Annotated in this window: 16 protein-coding genes; all 16 read left to right on the top strand. The window is 69.0% G+C overall.

The genetic code is table 11. The features are described 5' to 3' along the window. Positions 1 to 6 precede the first annotated feature (6 nt). The 16 genes from MAA8898_RS01955 (at position 7) to MAA8898_RS26105 (ending at position 14,859) form a co-directional block, all read left to right on the top strand. Positions 7 to 1,005 (top strand): beta-propeller fold lactonase family protein, encoded by a 999-nt coding sequence (locus MAA8898_RS01955; RefSeq protein WP_094019269.1) that lies wholly within the window; start codon positions 7 to 9, stop codon positions 1,003 to 1,005. Further along, positions 995 to 1,753 carry a hypothetical protein gene (locus MAA8898_RS01950; RefSeq protein WP_141194769.1) on the top strand — a complete coding sequence of 253 codons (759 nt, stop codon included), beginning with the start codon at positions 995 to 997 and terminating at the stop codon, positions 1,751 to 1,753. The genes MAA8898_RS01955 and MAA8898_RS01950 overlap by 11 nt, the downstream gene beginning before the upstream one ends. Next, the gene (locus MAA8898_RS01945; RefSeq protein WP_094019267.1) at positions 1,750 to 2,541 is read left to right on the top strand and encodes an ABC transporter ATP-binding protein; all 792 of its coding nucleotides are present in this window, start codon (positions 1,750 to 1,752) and stop codon (positions 2,539 to 2,541) included. The genes MAA8898_RS01950 and MAA8898_RS01945 overlap by 4 nt, the downstream gene beginning before the upstream one ends. Continuing rightward, entirely contained in the window at positions 2,538 to 3,419 is an 882-nt protein-coding gene (locus MAA8898_RS01940; RefSeq protein WP_094019266.1) for an ABC transporter permease, read from the top strand. Before MAA8898_RS01945 ends, MAA8898_RS01940 begins: the two co-directional genes overlap by 4 nt. Before the next feature lie 42 nt (positions 3,420 to 3,461). After that, positions 3,462 to 5,051, top strand: a complete 1,590-nt coding sequence (locus MAA8898_RS01935) for a class I adenylate-forming enzyme family protein (protein WP_217900473.1) — start codon at positions 3,462 to 3,464, stop codon at positions 5,049 to 5,051. Next, positions 5,048 to 6,775, top strand: coding sequence for a 2-hydroxyacyl-CoA lyase (locus MAA8898_RS01930; RefSeq protein WP_094019264.1), 1,728 nt, complete (start codon positions 5,048 to 5,050; stop codon positions 6,773 to 6,775). The genes MAA8898_RS01935 and MAA8898_RS01930 overlap by 4 nt, the downstream gene beginning before the upstream one ends. Next, positions 6,772 to 7,575 (top strand): SDR family NAD(P)-dependent oxidoreductase, encoded by an 804-nt coding sequence (locus MAA8898_RS01925; protein WP_245853212.1) that lies wholly within the window; start codon positions 6,772 to 6,774, stop codon positions 7,573 to 7,575. Before MAA8898_RS01930 ends, MAA8898_RS01925 begins: the two co-directional genes overlap by 4 nt. Positions 7,576 to 7,584: 9 nt before the next feature. Next, positions 7,585 to 8,562: a quinone oxidoreductase family protein gene (locus MAA8898_RS01920; RefSeq protein WP_094019263.1), complete on the top strand. Its 978-nt coding sequence runs from the start codon at positions 7,585 to 7,587 to the stop codon at positions 8,560 to 8,562. A 12-nt stretch (positions 8,563 to 8,574) separates the two neighbouring features. Further along, positions 8,575 to 9,039: an Ohr family peroxiredoxin gene (locus tag MAA8898_RS01915; RefSeq protein ID WP_094019262.1), complete on the top strand. Its 465-nt coding sequence runs from the start codon at positions 8,575 to 8,577 to the stop codon at positions 9,037 to 9,039. A 3-nt stretch (positions 9,040 to 9,042) separates the two neighbouring features. Then, positions 9,043 to 10,272 (top strand): acyl-CoA dehydrogenase family protein, encoded by a 1,230-nt coding sequence (locus MAA8898_RS01910; protein WP_094019261.1) that lies wholly within the window; start codon positions 9,043 to 9,045, stop codon positions 10,270 to 10,272. Then, on the top strand, positions 10,269 to 11,306 hold the full coding sequence (locus MAA8898_RS01905; RefSeq protein WP_094019260.1) for a phosphotransferase family protein: 1,038 nt from the start codon (positions 10,269 to 10,271) through the stop codon (positions 11,304 to 11,306). The genes MAA8898_RS01910 and MAA8898_RS01905 overlap by 4 nt, the downstream gene beginning before the upstream one ends. Further along, positions 11,303 to 11,443 (top strand): hypothetical protein, encoded by a 141-nt coding sequence (locus tag MAA8898_RS26110; RefSeq protein ID WP_176445041.1) that lies wholly within the window; start codon positions 11,303 to 11,305, stop codon positions 11,441 to 11,443. Before MAA8898_RS01905 ends, MAA8898_RS26110 begins: the two co-directional genes overlap by 4 nt. Further along, entirely contained in the window at positions 11,440 to 12,873 is a 1,434-nt protein-coding gene (gene aldA / locus MAA8898_RS01900; protein WP_094019259.1) for an aldehyde dehydrogenase, read from the top strand. Before MAA8898_RS26110 ends, aldA begins: the two co-directional genes overlap by 4 nt. 115 nt (positions 12,874 to 12,988) lie before the next feature. Beyond that, positions 12,989 to 13,192, top strand: a complete 204-nt coding sequence (locus tag MAA8898_RS01895; RefSeq protein ID WP_094019258.1) for a hypothetical protein — start codon at positions 12,989 to 12,991, stop codon at positions 13,190 to 13,192. A 3-nt stretch (positions 13,193 to 13,195) separates the two neighbouring features. Next, entirely contained in the window at positions 13,196 to 14,317 is a 1,122-nt protein-coding gene (locus tag MAA8898_RS01890; protein ID WP_094019257.1) for an epoxide hydrolase family protein, read from the top strand. A 188-nt stretch (positions 14,318 to 14,505) separates the two neighbouring features. Next, positions 14,506 to 14,859 (top strand): hypothetical protein, encoded by a 354-nt coding sequence (locus tag MAA8898_RS26105; RefSeq protein ID WP_176445040.1) that lies wholly within the window; start codon positions 14,506 to 14,508, stop codon positions 14,857 to 14,859. Positions 14,860 to 14,942: the final 83 nt, after the last annotated feature.

The following is a 14,942-nucleotide window of genomic DNA, read 5'->3' as shown; positions in this document are numbered from 1 at the left end:
AAACAGATGCATCGCAAGGCACTGACACTGCTGGCAGTCCTTCTGGGAACCGCCGCTTCGGCTTCGGAAAGTTACCGCCTGTTCGTGTCCAACGAATACGGCGCGAACCTGTCCGTGATCGCAGACGGCGCCGCGCCACAGGCCGAGGTTTCGATCTCCGGCCGCCCGGGGGACGTGCGGCCGCGCGGCATGGCGCTGTCGCCGGACGGGCGCATCGTCTACGTCGCCGTCAGCGACTTCCTGCCCCAGTCCGAAAAGCCCGAGGATGCCATTGTCGCCATCGACGTCGCCACGGGTGAAATCCTGCGCCGCTACCGCGCCGGCGGCAACCCCGAGCGCATCGCCATCAGCCCGGACGGCACGCAGATCTGGGCCGCGCTGGAGGCCGTCGCGCAGGCCGTGGGCATCGACGCCGAGACCGGCGCGGAACTGGGCCGCTTTCCCACCGGCGTGGAACCGGAGGGCGTGGATGTCAGCCCCGATGGCCGCTGGGTCTATGTCACCGGCGAGACCAGCCATACCGTGACCGTGATCGACGCACAGGCGTTGCAGTTGGTGACCCACATGCTGGTGGGCAACCGGCCGCGCGACGTGGTGTTTTCGCCTGACAGCACCCGCGCCTATGCCAGCGCCGAGATCGGCGGCACGATCTCGGTGATCGACGTGACCCGGCACCGGGTGATCGACACCATTTCGCTGGGGCTCGACTCGCGCCCCGTCGAGGTCGACCTCAGCCCCGATGGCCGCCTGCTGTATGTCGCCGGCGGCGGCACCAGCGCCGTCTACGTGGTGGACACGGAACAGGGCGCGGTCGCCCATGTGATCAAGGAAAAGATGGGCCGCCGCCCCTGGGGCGTGACGGTCAGCCCGGACGGCGGCACTGTCTACACCGCCAACGGACTCAGCGACAGCGTCAGCGTGATTGACACGTCTTGCATGTGCGTCACCGGCGAAATCGCCGCCGGTCGCGGCGCCCATTCCATCGAGGTGGGCCATGTGGACTGATCGCATTGCGCTGGGCGCTGCCCTTTCGGCGCTGATGACGCCGGCCCTGGCAAGCTATGCCAACATGCCGTTCCATGACCGGCCCTTCGCGGTCGCGGACCTGGCGCTGCGCGTGCTCGACGGCGAGGCGGTGGCCCTTCCCACCGAGGACCTGCCGCTGGTGGCCGCGGTGGCCTCCCTGCTGCTGGTGTCCGAACTTGGCGTGGCCGAAGCCTACGAGGAGGCCGTCGAAGACGGCGACGACGGGGATGACACCGAGGGCGATGCCTACGCCGCGGCTTACGCCCTGTTCCAGACCGTTCGGCCCTGGATCGACGCGGTGCCGCAGGACGCCGAACTGGCCGATCTGGTGGCGCGTCTCGACGCGCTGATGCCGACGGCACAGCGTCCGCAAGCGCTGGACGCAGACCCCGAAGCGGCCGAGGTGATCGCCCAGGCACTGGTCGGCCGGCTGGAGCGCGCGGCGAATGCCGATCTCTACCTCGGCCGCGACCTGCCCCGCGCGCTGGAGACCGTGGCGCAGCTGGCCGCGCAGGGCTGCGCTCAGGTCGAAGATGCGCAGCCGCGCTGGTTCCGCGTCGCGGCGCTGTATTTCGAGGATGCGCTTGAGGCGCCAATGTCGGTCATGGCCGCAGATCAGGCCGAGCGGATCGAAGACGGGTTCGAGGCGCTGCTGGACGGCGATCTGACGGCCTGTGCCACGGTCAGCCTGGCGTTCACCGAAACACGGGAAAGGCTGTTCCCATGACCACGTCCCCCCTTCTCGAAGCGCATGCCCTCGGCCGCCGGTTCGGCGGGCGCGAGGTGGTGTCCGGCCTCAGCCTCGCGCTGGCCGAAGGCCAATCCCTGGCCCTGATCGGCCCCAACGGCGCGGGCAAGTCGACCACGCTGGGCATGCTGACAACGGCGCTGCGCCCGGATACCGGCCGGATTACCATTGGCGGCCTCGACGCGCTGAAGGATACGCGCCGGGTGCGGGCGATGCTGGGGGTGCTGTTCCAGTACCCGGCGCTGGACGACGGCATGACCCCGCGCAACACTTTGCGCCTGCACGCGGCGCTCTACGCCCTGCCGCGCCGCGACGTGCCGGCCCTGATCGCCGACGCGCTGGACAACGCCGGCCTGACCGAGGCCGCCGACAGGGCCATCCGGGGCTTTTCCGGCGGCATGAAGCGACGGCTGGAACTGGCGCGCGCGCTGATGCACCGGCCACGCCTTCTGGTGCTGGACGAACCGACGCTGGGGCTCGACCCGCAGGGGCGGCTGGACCTCTGGGCGCGCATCGCGGCGCTGCGCAGCAGTGGCATGGCCGTCCTGATGACCACGCATGTGCTGACCGAGGCCGAGAGCTTTGACCGCGTCGGCATCATCGACAAGGGCCGCCTGGTGGCGCTCGACAGCCCCGAGGGGCTGAAGCGCCGCTACACCGGGTCGCCCGACACCAGCCTCGACGGGGTGTTCTTCAACCTGACGGGCAAGGCGCTGCGCGACAGTGCGCAGCCTCTGCGGCCCGCGCTGATCCGGAGGCGGGCATGATCGCCGTGGCACATCTCCCGGGCGCGCCTGACCTGCGCGTGACTGCGGCGCTGTGGCGGCGCGAGGTCACTGCCTGCCTGTGCGACCGGGCGCAGATCTTCGGCGGGGTCTCCCGCACCGTCCTGTGGCTGGTGATCCTCGGCTTTGGCCTGGGCGCGACCCTGCGCGAGATCGAGGGCTATACCTATTCGCAATACATCCTGCCCGGCGTCATGGTGCTGAACGTGCTCTTTGCGTCGATGCAATCGGCCTTTGCGCTGATCTACGACCGCAAGCACGGGCTCTTGCGCCAGGTGCTGGTCTCGCCGGCCGGGCTGGTGTCGGTCACGCTGGGCAAGCTGCTGGGCGGGGCGACAATTGCCGTTCTCCAGGGCTCGATCCCGCTGCTGTTCGCCCCCGTCATCGGCGTCCCCCTCAGCCTGCCGGGGCTTCTGGCCGCCTGGGCGGTGATGTTCGCCATGGGCTTTGCCCTGACCGGGGTGGGGGTGGTGATCGCCACGCGGCTCAAGGGGCTGCGCGGTTTTGGCAGCCTGTCCAACGGGGTGATCCAGCCGCTCTATTTCCTGTCCGGGTCGATCTTTCCGCTCAAGGGGATCGTCGGCGGCATCGGCTTTCTCGACATCCCGCAGGCCCTGCGCGATCAGCTACGCCAGCACGGCATCCATGCCATCGGCGGCGGCTGGGTGGTGGAATTGCCGCTGTGGCTCGAGGCGATCGTGCGGGCCAACCCGATCAGCTACCAGCTCGACCTGATGCGCCAGGCCCTTCTGGGCTATCACCAGTTGCCCCAGGCGCTGGGACTGGCGGTCTGTCTCGCCTTTCCCCTGATCGCCTTGGCCGCCGCTCACTGGAGCCTCGGACGGCTGACCCGGGAGTAACAAATGACAAAACTGAATTCGGAATTCACAAAGGGGGCAAACGTGACCAAATCCCTGTTGACCTTTGGCCAGATACTGGACGGCTTTGCCCGCCTGCGGCCCGATGAGCTTGGCGCGCGCGACCTTGAGCGCAACCTGACCTTCGGCCAGTGGAACGACCGGGCGCGGCGGCTGGGCAATGCCCTGCTGGGCCTCGGCCTGCACAAGGGCGACCGCGTCGCCGTGCTGGCCTACAACCGGCTCGAATGGGCCGAGATCTACGCCGCGACGGCCAAGGCCGGACTGATCGCCGTGCCGCTGAACTTCCGCCTCAGCGCAATCGAGATGCGCTATATCATCAAGGACTGTTCAGCCTCTGCCATCCTGTCCGAACACGGCCTGCACACCCTGATCGAAGAGGTGCGCGCCGACCTGGACATCGCCGAGACCCGGCACGTGATCTTTGGCGGGCAGGCGGCGGGTTGGCAGGACTACGAGGACCTGCTGCTGCGCGCGTCGTCGGCGGCACCCGCCATCGCGGTGGCGGACACCGACCCCTGGGCGCTGATGTACACCTCGGGCACGACGGGCAAGCCCAAGGGCGTGATCCGCAGCCATCGCAGCCAGGCCCTGCTGGCCTTCGGCACCGAGATCGAACTGGGCATCGGCGCGCGCGACGACGCGCTGCTGGTCATGCCGATGTGCCATGCCAACTCGCTGAACTTCTTCTGTTCGTTCAGCTACCGGGGCGGGGTGACGTCGATCTATTCGCGCGCCTCCTTCGACGCGCGCGAGGCATTGGACGTGATGGAACGCTCCGGCGCGACCTTCACCTCCCTGGTGCCCACGCATTACATCATGATGCTGGAACAAGCCCGCTCCGAGGCGCGCAGCCGCGACCTTGGCCGCATGACCAAGCTGATGATCTCCTCCGCCCCGGCGCGCGCCGACACCAAGCGCGCCGTGATGGAGATGTTCCCCAACTCCGGCCTGTTCGAGCTGTACGGCTCGTCCGAGGCCGGCTGGGTGACGATGCTGCATCCGGACGAACAGTTCACCCATCTCGGCACGGTCGGGCGGGAATGCGTGGGTACCGCGCCGATCCGCCTGCTGGACGACGACGGAAACGAGGTGCCCGACGGTGTGCCGGGCGAGATCTTCCACAACACGCCCTACACCTTCGACGGCTACTGGAACCTGCCGGAAAAGACGGCCGAGGCCTTCCGGGGCGATTACTGCACCGTGGGCGACATGGCGCTGCGGGATGCGCATGGCTTCATCAAGCTGATCGACCGCAAGAAGAACATGATCATCTCGGGCGGCGAAAACATCTACCCGACCGAGGTCGAGGCGGTGATCGGCGCCGCGCCGCAGGTGCGTGATGTGGCGGTGATCGGCCTGCCCGACGACAAGTGGGGCGAGAGAGTGCACGCCGTGGTGGTGCTGGCCGAGGGCGCCAAGGCCTCCGAGGCCGAGGTCATCGGCTGGTGCGGCGACCAGATCGCCCGATTCAAGCGCCCGCGTGGCGTGTCCTTCGTCGCCGCCGAGGACATCCCCCGCACCGCGACCGGCAAGATCCAGCACGGACTTCTCAAGGAAAAGCTCCTGAGCGGAGCTTTCAACACCGCACAGATGGCAGGAGCAGCGCAATGACACAGGACCTCAACAGCGACGGGCTCTCCGTCGCGGCATGGATCGCCCGGTTTCTGGAGGCGCGCGGGATCGACCGCATCTTTGGCCTGCAAGGCGGGCACATCCAGCCGATCTGGGATTTCGCCGCGCAGCGGGGAATCCGCATCGTCGACGTGCGCCATGAATGCGCCGCCGTGCACATGGCCCACGCCCACGCGGAACTGACCGGCGGCCTTGGCGTGGCGATGGTCACGGCGGGCCCTGGCGTCACGAACACCGTCACCGCCATCGCCAATGCCTCGCTCGCGCGGATGCCGGTGCTGGTGATCGGCGGCTGCACCTCGCGCCCGCAGGCCAACATGGGGCCGCTCCAGGACATCCCGCATGTGGACATCATCAAGCCGGTGGCGCGGCTGTCGCGCACCGCGCGCGTGGCCGAACAGGTGATCCGCGAGCTGGACGAGGCCGTGGCCCGCGCCATGGGCGACGGCGGCGAACCGGGGCCGGTCTACGTCGAGATCCCCACCGACGTGCTGCGCCAGCACGTCCCGGAACACCTGGTGCTCGATGACTGGATGACGCCCAAGGCGCCGCGCGTCCTGCCGCCCGATCCCGGCGCGGTGGCCGAGGCCGCGCAGGCGCTCTGGTCCGCGAAACGCCCCGTGATCGTCGCCGGGCGCGGCGCCAACGGCGCAAAGGACGCGCTCAACCGGCTGCTGGATGCCTCCGGCGCGCTCTATCTCGACACCCAGGAGGCCCGCGGCCTCGTGTCGGGCGATCACCCGTCCTTTGTCGGCGCGATGCGCGGCCAGGTGATGCAGGAGGCCGATCTGGTCATCACCGTCGGCCGCCGACTGGACTACCAGCTGGGCTACGGCTCGCCGGCGGTGTTCCCCCACGCGCGGTTCGTGCGGATTTCGGACACCGCCTCTGAACTGATCGACAACCGGCGCGGCACGCCCGAGCTGCTGGCCACCCCCGCGCTGGCGCTGGACGCCATTGCCGAGGCCGGGGCGGCGCTGGGGGCACCCGCGCTGGATCGCACCTGGGCCGACGGCACGCGCGCCAAACATGTCTCCCGCGCGCAGGGCGGCAACCGCGAGACGCCGCAGACCGGCAAGGATGGCAAGATCCACCCGATGGCGATCTTTGACGCGCTCAAGGCCGTGGCGGAACCGGATTACATCGCCGTCGCCGACGGCGGCGATTTCCTCAGCTTTGCGCGGGTCGGGCTGGAGGCAAGGACCTACCTCGACGCGGGCGCCTTCGGCTGTCTGGGCGTGGGCGTGCCCTATGCCAACGCGGCCAGCCTCGCCTTCCCCGACCGGCAGGTGATCTGCGTCACCGGCGACGGCGCCTATGGCCTGAACGCCATGGAGATCGACACCGCCGTGCGGCAGGGCGCCAAGCCCGTCATCATCGTGTCGAACAACGCCGCCTGGAACATCGAGCGGTTCGACCAGTCCGACAACTACGGCGGCCGCGTCGTCGGCACCCTGTTGCGGCATTCCGACTACGCCGGCATGGCCACCGCGCTGGGCCTGCACGGCGAGCGGGTCGAGGATCCGGCCGACCTGAAGGACGCCATCGCGCGGGCGCTGGCCAACGCGCCGGCGGTGGTCGACGTGATCACCTCGCAGGATGCCGTATCTTCGGATGCGAAAAAGGGGCTGGGCTTTGTCCCCGACTACCAGCCGCTGACCGTCTGGGACGATGCCGAACGCAAACGCCGGGGGCTGGCATGACGCTGGACATGGCACAGGCCTTGCCGTCCCACGCGGACCGTTTCTCGCTCGCCGGCCGGCGCGCGCTGGTCACCGGGGCCTCCGGCGTTCTGGGCGCGCGCTTTGCCCAGGTGGTCGCCGGTGCCGGGGCACGGGTGATGCTGGCCGCGCGCCGGACCGGGGCGATGGAGGCGCTGCGCGACTCCATCCGCGAGGATGGCGGGCAGGCCGAGGTCGCCGCACTCGACCTCGCGCGGCCCGACACCATCGCCGCCGCCTTCGACCGCGCCGAGGCCGCCTTTGGCGGGCCGGTCGACCTGGTGGTGAACAATTCCGGGATCGCCACGCCGGGCCTGCTGCTGGACCAGCCCGAAGACGACTGGGCCGCGCTGATGGCGGTCAATCTCGACGGCGCGCGCCGCGTCGCCAATGAGGTCGCGCGGCGCCTGGTGGCGGCGGGCGCGGGCGGCAGCATCGTCAACGTCGCCTCCATCCTCGGGCTGCGGCAGGGGGCCGGGGTCGCGGCCTATGCCACCTCCAAGGCGGCGCTGGTGCAGCTGACGAAACAGCAGGCGCTGGAATGGGCGCGCCACGGCATCCGGGTCAACGCCCTATGCCCGGGCTACATCGAGACCGACCTGAACCGCGCGTTCTTTGCCTCTGATGCCGGCAAGGCGCAGGTCCGCCGCATCCCGATGCGCCGGCTGGGCCGTCCGTCCGAACTCGACGGCGCGCTGCTGCTGCTGGCGTCCGAGGCGGGCAGCTTCATCACCGGCACGGCGCTGGTGGCCGATGGTGGCCACCTGGTCAGCGCGCTGTAGGGGGCCGGGATGCAGGAGTACGCAATCGTCGCCACGCGGCCCGGAGGCTCTGACGTGCTGGAGCGTCGGGCGATCTCGACGCCCCGGCCAGGCGCGGGGGAGGTCCTGGTGCGCCACGCGGCCATCGGGCTCAACTTCCTCGACATCTACCATCGCAGCGGGCTGTATCCCTGGGCCGTGCCGGCCGACCTGGTCCCCGGATCGGAGGCGGCGGGCGTCATCGAGGCGGTGGGCGACGGCGTCACCGGGCTGACCGTGGGCGACCGCGTGGCCTATACCCATCCGCTGGGGGCTTATGCCTCGGTCCGGGTCATCGCCGCCGACCGGCTTTTGCGGCTGCCCGAGGGCGTCTCGGCCGAGGTCGCCGCAGGTGTGCTCCTGAAGGGGCTGACCGCGCACTACCTGATCCACGACAGCTACAAGGTTGCCAAGGGCGACACGGTTCTGGTGCACGCGGCGGCGGGCGGCGTTGGCCTCCTGCTGGGCCAATGGCTGACGGCGAAAGGCGTGCGCGCCATCGGCACGGCGGGCGGGCCCGACAAGGCCGCGCTGGCCCGGGCACACGGCTATGACGCGGTGATCGACTACCGCGCTGCGGACTTCGTGGCGCAGGTCGCGGACCTGACCGGCGGCGAGGGCGTGCAGGCGGTCTACGACAGCGTCGGCGCGGAGACCTGGCGCGGCTCGCTCGACTGTCTGCGCCCGCACGGCAGCTTTGTGAACTTCGGCCAGTCGTCCGGGCCGATCACGGGCTTCACCTTCTCCGACCTGGCCAGGAAGTCGCTGCACGCGACGCGGCCGACGCTGTTCCATTTCATCGCCGATCCGGCAGATCTGCAACGCCGTGGCGCGGCGCTGTTCGCCGCGCTCGAGGACGGCACGCTGCGGTCGGATGTCCGCACCCGGTTCCCGCTGCACGACGCGGCCAAGGCGCACGACGCGCTGGAAAGCCGCGCGACAACCGGCACCACCATCCTCATTCCCTGAAAGGCTCGACCCATGACACCCATCTACGCAACCTCCTGCACCGCAACGCACGAAGCGCGCAACGGCTCGGTGCGCTCGGCGGATGGCGCTCTCGACGTGAAACTCGCCATGCCCAGGGAACTGGGCGGACCGGGCGGGGCGACCAACCCCGAACAGCTGTTCGCCGCCGGCTATGCCGCCTGCTTCACCTCTGCCCTGCTGCTGGTGGCGCGCGAAAGCACCGCGCAGATCGGCAAACCCGCCGTCACCGTCAAGTCGGGCCTGCGCTCGGACGGACCGGGCCGCTTTGCGCTGTTCGCCGAGGTCCATGTCGCGCTGCCCGACCTGGACCGCGACGCGGCGCTGCGCCTTGCCCGGGGCGCGCACCAGGTCTGCCCCTTCTCCAAGGCCGTGGGTCATAGCCTTGGCGTCACCGTGACCCTGACCGACTGGCACGGCGCGCGCACGGGCGAGACGCTGGGCCTGGAAGTGGCCTGAACCATGGATTTCACGCTTTCGCCCCGCATCGAGGACTTTCGCGCCCGCATCGCGCGCTTTGTCGCGGATGAGATCCTGCCGGTCGAAGAGGATCGCGCCAACTGGGACGCGCATGGCAACATCGCGTCGCACGCGCTCGAACCGCTGCGACAGAAGGCCCGCACCGAAGGCCTCTGGTGCCTCCAGCTGAAGCCGGAAACCGGCGGCCAGGGGCTGGGCAAGGTCGGCATGGCGGTCTGCTACGAAGAGATGAACCGCTCGATCTTCGGCCCGGTCGTGTTCAACTCTGCCGCACCCGACGATGGCAACATGATGGTGCTGGAACAGGCCGCGACCGACGCGCAGAAAGAGCGTTGGTTGCAACCCATCGTTGAGGGCGAGGTCCGGTCGGCCTTTGCCATGACCGAACCGCATCCGGGCGGCGGCTCCGATCCGGGCATGATGCTGACCACGGCCACGCGGCAGGGCGACAGCTACGTCATTCGCGGCCGCAAATGGTTCATCACCGGCGCGGCAGAGGCCGCGCATTTCATCCTGTTGGCGCGCACCTCGGACGATCCGCGGCGCGGACTGACGGCCTTTCTGCATCACCGCGACGAACCCGGCTGGCGCATCGACCGGCGCATTCCGATCATGGGACCCGAGGAGCACGGCGGCCATTGCGAACTGGTCTACGCCGGGATGGAGCTGGCCGCCGACCGCGTCCTGCTGGGCGAGGGGCTGGGGCTCAAGGTGACACAGATGCGGCTGGGACCGGCGCGTCTGACCCATTGCATGCGCTGGCTGGGCCTGGCCAAGCGGTGCACCGAGATCGCGCAGGAATACGCCCGCAACCGGCACGGTTTCGGCATCCGGCTGTCAGACCGTGAAAGCATCCAGATCAAGATGGGCGACCTGGCGATGGGGATCGAAATCGGCCGCCTGCTGGTGATGAAGGCGGCCTGGGCGCTCGACCAGGGCAGCTTTGCCCGCAAGGAGGTGTCGATGGCCAAGATCCACGTGGCGAACCTGCTGCACAAGGCCGCCGATGTCGCGATCCAGGTCAACGGCGCGCGCGGCTACAGCTGCGACACGGTGCTGGAATGGATCTATCGCTACGCGCGGCAGGCGCGGCTGGTCGACGGCGCGGACGAGGTTCACCAGATGGTGCTGAACCGCTTCCTTGGCGACGAGGGGCGCGGCTTCTGGACGTGGCAGACCGCCGGGAGCGCTGCACGGGAGGCGGCGGAATGAGCGATCTGGACCTTTCCGCGCTTGAAACCTGGCTCACCGGCAAGCTGCCGGGCGGCCCGCTGCGGACCGAACGCATCGGCGGTGGCCAGTCCAATCCCACCTGGTTCGTGGATTGGGGGCCGCACCGCTATGTCCTGCGCGAGAAACCGGCCGGGCCGATCCTGCCGGGGGCGCACGCCATCGAACGGGAATTCCGCGTCCTCCGGGCGCTGGAGCAGACCGATGTGCCGGTGCCCCGGGCGCTCTGGCTGGAAGAGGACACGGCCATCCTCGGCACACCCTTCTACCTCATGGAGCGGCTGGAGGGCCGGGTGTTCACCGACTGCACCCTGCCGGGGATGGACCCGCAAGACCGGCGCGCGGTCTATCTCGACATGGCGCGCACGCTGGCGCGGCTGCACGCGGTGCGGCCCGACGCGGTGGGGCTGGCCGATTACGGCAAGCCCGGCAACTACTTTCAGCGCCAGATTGCGCGCTGGGGCCGGCAGTACCGCGACAGTCCCGGCGGCGCGGTTCCCGCGCTGGACCGGCTGCTGGACTGGCTGACGGCGCACATGCCCGCCGATGATGGCGCGGTTTCCATCGCGCACGGCGATTTCCGGCTGGGCAACATGCTGTTCCACCCGACACAGCCGCGCGTCATCGGCGTGCTGGACTGGGAGCTTTCGACCCTTGGCCATCCCCTGGCCGACCTCGGCTTCTGCGTGATGCCCTGGCACACCGCACCAGCGGAATACGGCGGCATCATGGGCACGGGCTGGCAGGCGGCAGGTATCCCGACCCGCGCCGAGTTCGAGGCTGAATACCATGCCCACGCGCGTCCGACGGCGCCGCTGGGGGCGTTCCACGTGGCCTTTGCGCTGTTCCGCTTCGCGGTGATCTTCGTCGGCATCGCCGACCGGGCGCGGGCGGGCAACGCAGCCTCGGACGAGGCGGCCACGCTGGCGCCGCTGGCCGCGCGGTTCGCCGAACGCGCGCTGGAGGTTGTCGGCGAAGAGGCGGCTTCGGCCCCTGTCGAGACGCTGCTTTCATGAGCCGCACCGTGACCAGTCGCTTCATGCCGAAATCTGAATTCAGAACTCGGCATTTCGAATTTCGTGACGGCCGGGGTGGCTTTCACGGTCTGCGCATCGCGCTCGGCGATGCCAATTCTCTGGAGGAGAACCCATGACACTGCATCAGAACTTCATCGACGGCCGTTTCATCGCGGCCGCGGGGACCGAGAGCATTCCGGTGCTGAACCCGGCGCGCAACACCGTGATCTCGGAAATCACCGACTCCACGGTCGACAACGTGAACGAGGCCGTCTTTGCGGCCAAGCGCGCGCAGGGCGCCTGGGAGAAACTGCCCGCCATCGAGCGGGCCGGCCACCTGCGCAAGATCGCGGCCAAAATCCGCGAAAACGCCGACGAGATCGGCCGCGTCATCGCCGAGGAGCAGGGCAAGGTCCTGCCGCTGGCCACCGTCGAGGCGCATTTCACCGCCAACTACATCGACTACATGGCGGAATGGGCGCGCCGGATCGAGGGCGAGATCGTCCAGAGCGACCGTCCCGGCGAGAACATCTTCGTGTTCCGCCAGGCCATCGGCGTCTGTGCCGGCATCCTGCCGTGGAACTTCCCGTTCTTCCTGATCGCCCGCAAGATGGCGCCGGCGCTGATCACCGGCAACACCATCGTGATCAAGCCCTCCGAGGAGACGCCGAACAATGCGGCCCTCTTCGCCCGCCTCGTGACCGAAACCGACCTGCCCAAGGGCGTCTTCAACATCGTCTACGGTCGCGGCGAAACCACCGGCCGCGCGCTGACGCTGCACGAGGATGTGCGGATGATGAGCTTTACCGGCAGCGTGGAAACCGGCGCCAGGATCATGGCCGACGCCGCGCGCAACATCACCAAGGTCAACCTCGAACTGGGCGGCAAGGCGCCGGCCATCGTCGCGGCCGACGCCGATCTCGACCTTGCGGCACGGACGATCAAGGCCGGGCGCGTGCTGAACACCGGCGCCGCCTGCAACGCGCCCGAACGCATCTACGTCGACAAGAAGGTGGCCGAGGAATTCACCGCCAAGCTGATCGCCGAGATGCGGGCGACGCGCTACGGCGATCCGCTGGGCAACGACGAGCTGGACATGGGTCCGGTCATCAACAAGGCGCAGGTCGACAAGATGAAGGGCTTTGTCGATCGGTCCGTGGCAGCCGGAGCCGAAGCGGTGCTGGGCGGCAAGGTCGCCGACATGGAGATGGGCAACCACTACGAACCCACGGTCCTCGTGAACGTCCGCCAGGACATGGACGTGATCAAGCACGAGACCTTTGGCCCGATCCTGCCGATCGTGACCTTCGACGACCTGGACCAGGCCATCGCCTACTCCAACGACACCTCCTACGGCCTGACCTCGTCGATCTACACGAAGGATCTCAACACCGCCCTGCGCGCCTGCAACGAACTGCGCTTTGGCGAAACCTACGTCAACCGCGAGAACTTCGAGGCCATGCAGGGCTTCCACGCCGGGCGCGGCAAGTCCGGGATCGGCGGCGCCGACGGCAAGCACGGCGTCTACGAATACACCGAAACCCACCTGGCCTACATCCAGACCTGACGGGACCGGCGGCAGGACTGCCGCCGCTTCTTTCACCGGCAGGCGGGCGGGCCCATCGTGCCTGTCCGCCTGCCGGACCCGCCTTTCCCCCAATGCAGACCCCTCCGAGGACTCCATGCGAAACAGTGCCATCGTTTCCGCCGCACGCAGCACCATCGGAGGTTTCGGCGGGCGCCCCAAACGCACAGGTCCGACAGCACCTGACAGTCTGACCGCCGGTATCGCCCCCGACGACGCGGGGCGGGCCGATTGCGCCGACATCACGCACACCGAACCGCGCGACACGGACCTGTCGCGCAGCATCGCGATGGCGGCCTGACCGATGGCGCCATTCTCCCTGCACATCCCCCGGGCGCAGATCGACGACCTGCACTTGCGTCTGTCCCGCACCCGCTTTGCCGACCGCACGCCCGGGCCGGACTGGGCCTATGGCACCGATCCGGACTGGCTGGCCGATCTGGTCGCCTATTGGCGGGACGGTTTCGACTGGCGCGCGCAAGAGGCGGCGCTGAACGCGTTCCAGCAGGTCACGCTGCCCCTGCACGGGATCGACCTGCACGCGATCAGGGCCGCAGGGAAGGGGCCGGCGCCCAGGCCCCTGCTGCTGTTGCACGGCTGGCCCGGTTCGGTGTTCGAGTTTCTCGACATCCTGCCGATGCTGACCGATCCCGCCCGGTTCGGCGGCGATCCAGAGGATGCCTTCACGGTGATCGCCCCCTCTCTGCCGGGCTTCGGGCTGTCCTTTGCGCCGGGGCAAAGACGGTTCTCCGCCGGGGACATGGCGGATGTCCTTGCCGACCTGATGACGGCGCTGGGACATGACCGGTTCGGTGTGCAGGGCGGGGACTGGGGCGCCTTTGCCGGATCGGCGCTGGCACTGCGCCACCCCTCCCGCGTGACGGGGCTGCACCTGAATTACCTGCCGCTCCGGCCCCAGCCGTCGGAGTTCGAGCGCGAGGAAACTGCCTATGCCATCATCCAGGGCACCAAGCCGCAGACCCTGGCCTTTGCGCTGACCGACTCGCCGGCCGGCCTGGCGGCCTGGATCGGCGAGAAATTCCACCGCTGGACCGACCACGCCGGTGATCCCTTCACCGCCGTCAGCCGCGACCGGATGCTCGCCAATATCTCGCTCTACTGGTTCACCGGGGCGATCGGGTCATCGTTTTGGCCCTATTACGCACGCCTGCACGGTGACTGGCCGGTGCCGGACGAGTCCCAGGTGCGGGTGCCGATGGGCCATGCCGCGTTCCCGCGCGAAATCCGCCGCCCGGGCCGCGCCGCGGCAGAGCGCATGTTTCCCGATATCCGCCGCTGGACCGAGATGGCGGCCGGCGGGCATTTCGCCGCCATGGAGCAGCCTGCGGCGCTGGCGCAGGAGATCCGGGCCTTCTTTCGGCCCTTGCAGGGCGCGGCCACCGGGGCCGGTCCGAGGTCCGTTTGATCGAGGAAAGACGGATACCGGGCCCGGAAATGACGGCGACCAAGCAGCTTCCGCGGCGCAGGCTCGCCGTTATGGTCGGCAAACAGATCGCCGTATCGGTCACGCGGGCGTTCACCCGGGCCTGACCCGGTCTCGCGCAATAGCCCGAGACGATCTTCGACGTCCAGAGACGGCTGGCGCTGCGGTCGATGCCCGCCCGGGCGTCACTCTGGTCCAGAAACCAAGGCAGCATCGCGAACCCTCGCTCTGGTGGTGACAGCCGGGAAAAAGGATCCGGCAGCCGCTTGATACAGGCGCCCCTCGCGCTGGAGCGCGCCACCGGCGAGCGCATGAATTCCGGCGACTTCACCTCAAAGGGTCATTTCGACGAACCCGCGGCGTGGCTGGCTGCGGCGGAGTACACCAGGGCCTCGTGGTGGTCGCATTGGTCCAGCGGGCTCGATGCCCAAGGCGGCCGCGACCAGGTGCCAGCGCGCAAGCCGGGCGATAGAGACCTGCGCCTACCGGAGGACGCGCCGGGCGGCCACTTCAGGGCGTTCTGAAGAAGACCGGGACAGCGCCGCCCGTCGACCGAAAAGCGCGGGACCAGCGCGGCCACATCATCAATACCCCCCGCAAACGCGGA

It is taken from the genome of Antarctobacter aquimaris (assembly GCF_900184945.1).
GTDB lineage: Bacteria > Pseudomonadota > Alphaproteobacteria > Rhodobacterales > Rhodobacteraceae > Maliponia > Maliponia aquimaris.
Note: the sequence above shows the minus strand (reverse complement) of the source record. Positions and strands in the feature narration are given on the sequence as shown.

Excerpts from the sequence above, each read along its gene's own strand:
- MAA8898_RS01955 (WP_094019269.1), top strand. The coding sequence starts at position 7 with ATGCATCGCAAGGCACTGACACTGCTGGCAGTCCTTCTGGGAACCGCC.
- MAA8898_RS01950 (WP_141194769.1), top strand. The coding sequence starts at position 995 with ATGTGGACTGATCGCATTGCGCTGGGCGCTGCCCTTTCGGCGCTGATG.
- MAA8898_RS01945 (WP_094019267.1), top strand. The coding sequence starts at position 1,750 with ATGACCACGTCCCCCCTTCTCGAAGCGCATGCCCTCGGCCGCCGGTTC.
- MAA8898_RS01940 (WP_094019266.1), top strand. The coding sequence starts at position 2,538 with ATGATCGCCGTGGCACATCTCCCGGGCGCGCCTGACCTGCGCGTGACT.
- MAA8898_RS01930 (WP_094019264.1), top strand. The coding sequence starts at position 5,048 with ATGACACAGGACCTCAACAGCGACGGGCTCTCCGTCGCGGCATGGATC.
- MAA8898_RS01925 (WP_245853212.1), top strand. The coding sequence starts at position 6,772 with ATGACGCTGGACATGGCACAGGCCTTGCCGTCCCACGCGGACCGTTTC.
- MAA8898_RS01920 (WP_094019263.1), top strand. The coding sequence starts at position 7,585 with ATGCAGGAGTACGCAATCGTCGCCACGCGGCCCGGAGGCTCTGACGTG.
- MAA8898_RS01915 (WP_094019262.1), top strand. The coding sequence starts at position 8,575 with ATGACACCCATCTACGCAACCTCCTGCACCGCAACGCACGAAGCGCGC.
- MAA8898_RS01910 (WP_094019261.1), top strand. The coding sequence starts at position 9,043 with ATGGATTTCACGCTTTCGCCCCGCATCGAGGACTTTCGCGCCCGCATC.
- MAA8898_RS01905 (WP_094019260.1), top strand. The coding sequence starts at position 10,269 with ATGAGCGATCTGGACCTTTCCGCGCTTGAAACCTGGCTCACCGGCAAG.
- MAA8898_RS26110 (WP_176445041.1), top strand. The coding sequence starts at position 11,303 with ATGAGCCGCACCGTGACCAGTCGCTTCATGCCGAAATCTGAATTCAGA.
- aldA (WP_094019259.1), top strand. The coding sequence starts at position 11,440 with ATGACACTGCATCAGAACTTCATCGACGGCCGTTTCATCGCGGCCGCG.
- MAA8898_RS01895 (WP_094019258.1), top strand. The coding sequence starts at position 12,989 with ATGCGAAACAGTGCCATCGTTTCCGCCGCACGCAGCACCATCGGAGGT.
- MAA8898_RS01890 (WP_094019257.1), top strand. The coding sequence starts at position 13,196 with ATGGCGCCATTCTCCCTGCACATCCCCCGGGCGCAGATCGACGACCTG.
- MAA8898_RS26105 (WP_176445040.1), top strand. The coding sequence starts at position 14,506 with ATGCCCGCCCGGGCGTCACTCTGGTCCAGAAACCAAGGCAGCATCGCG.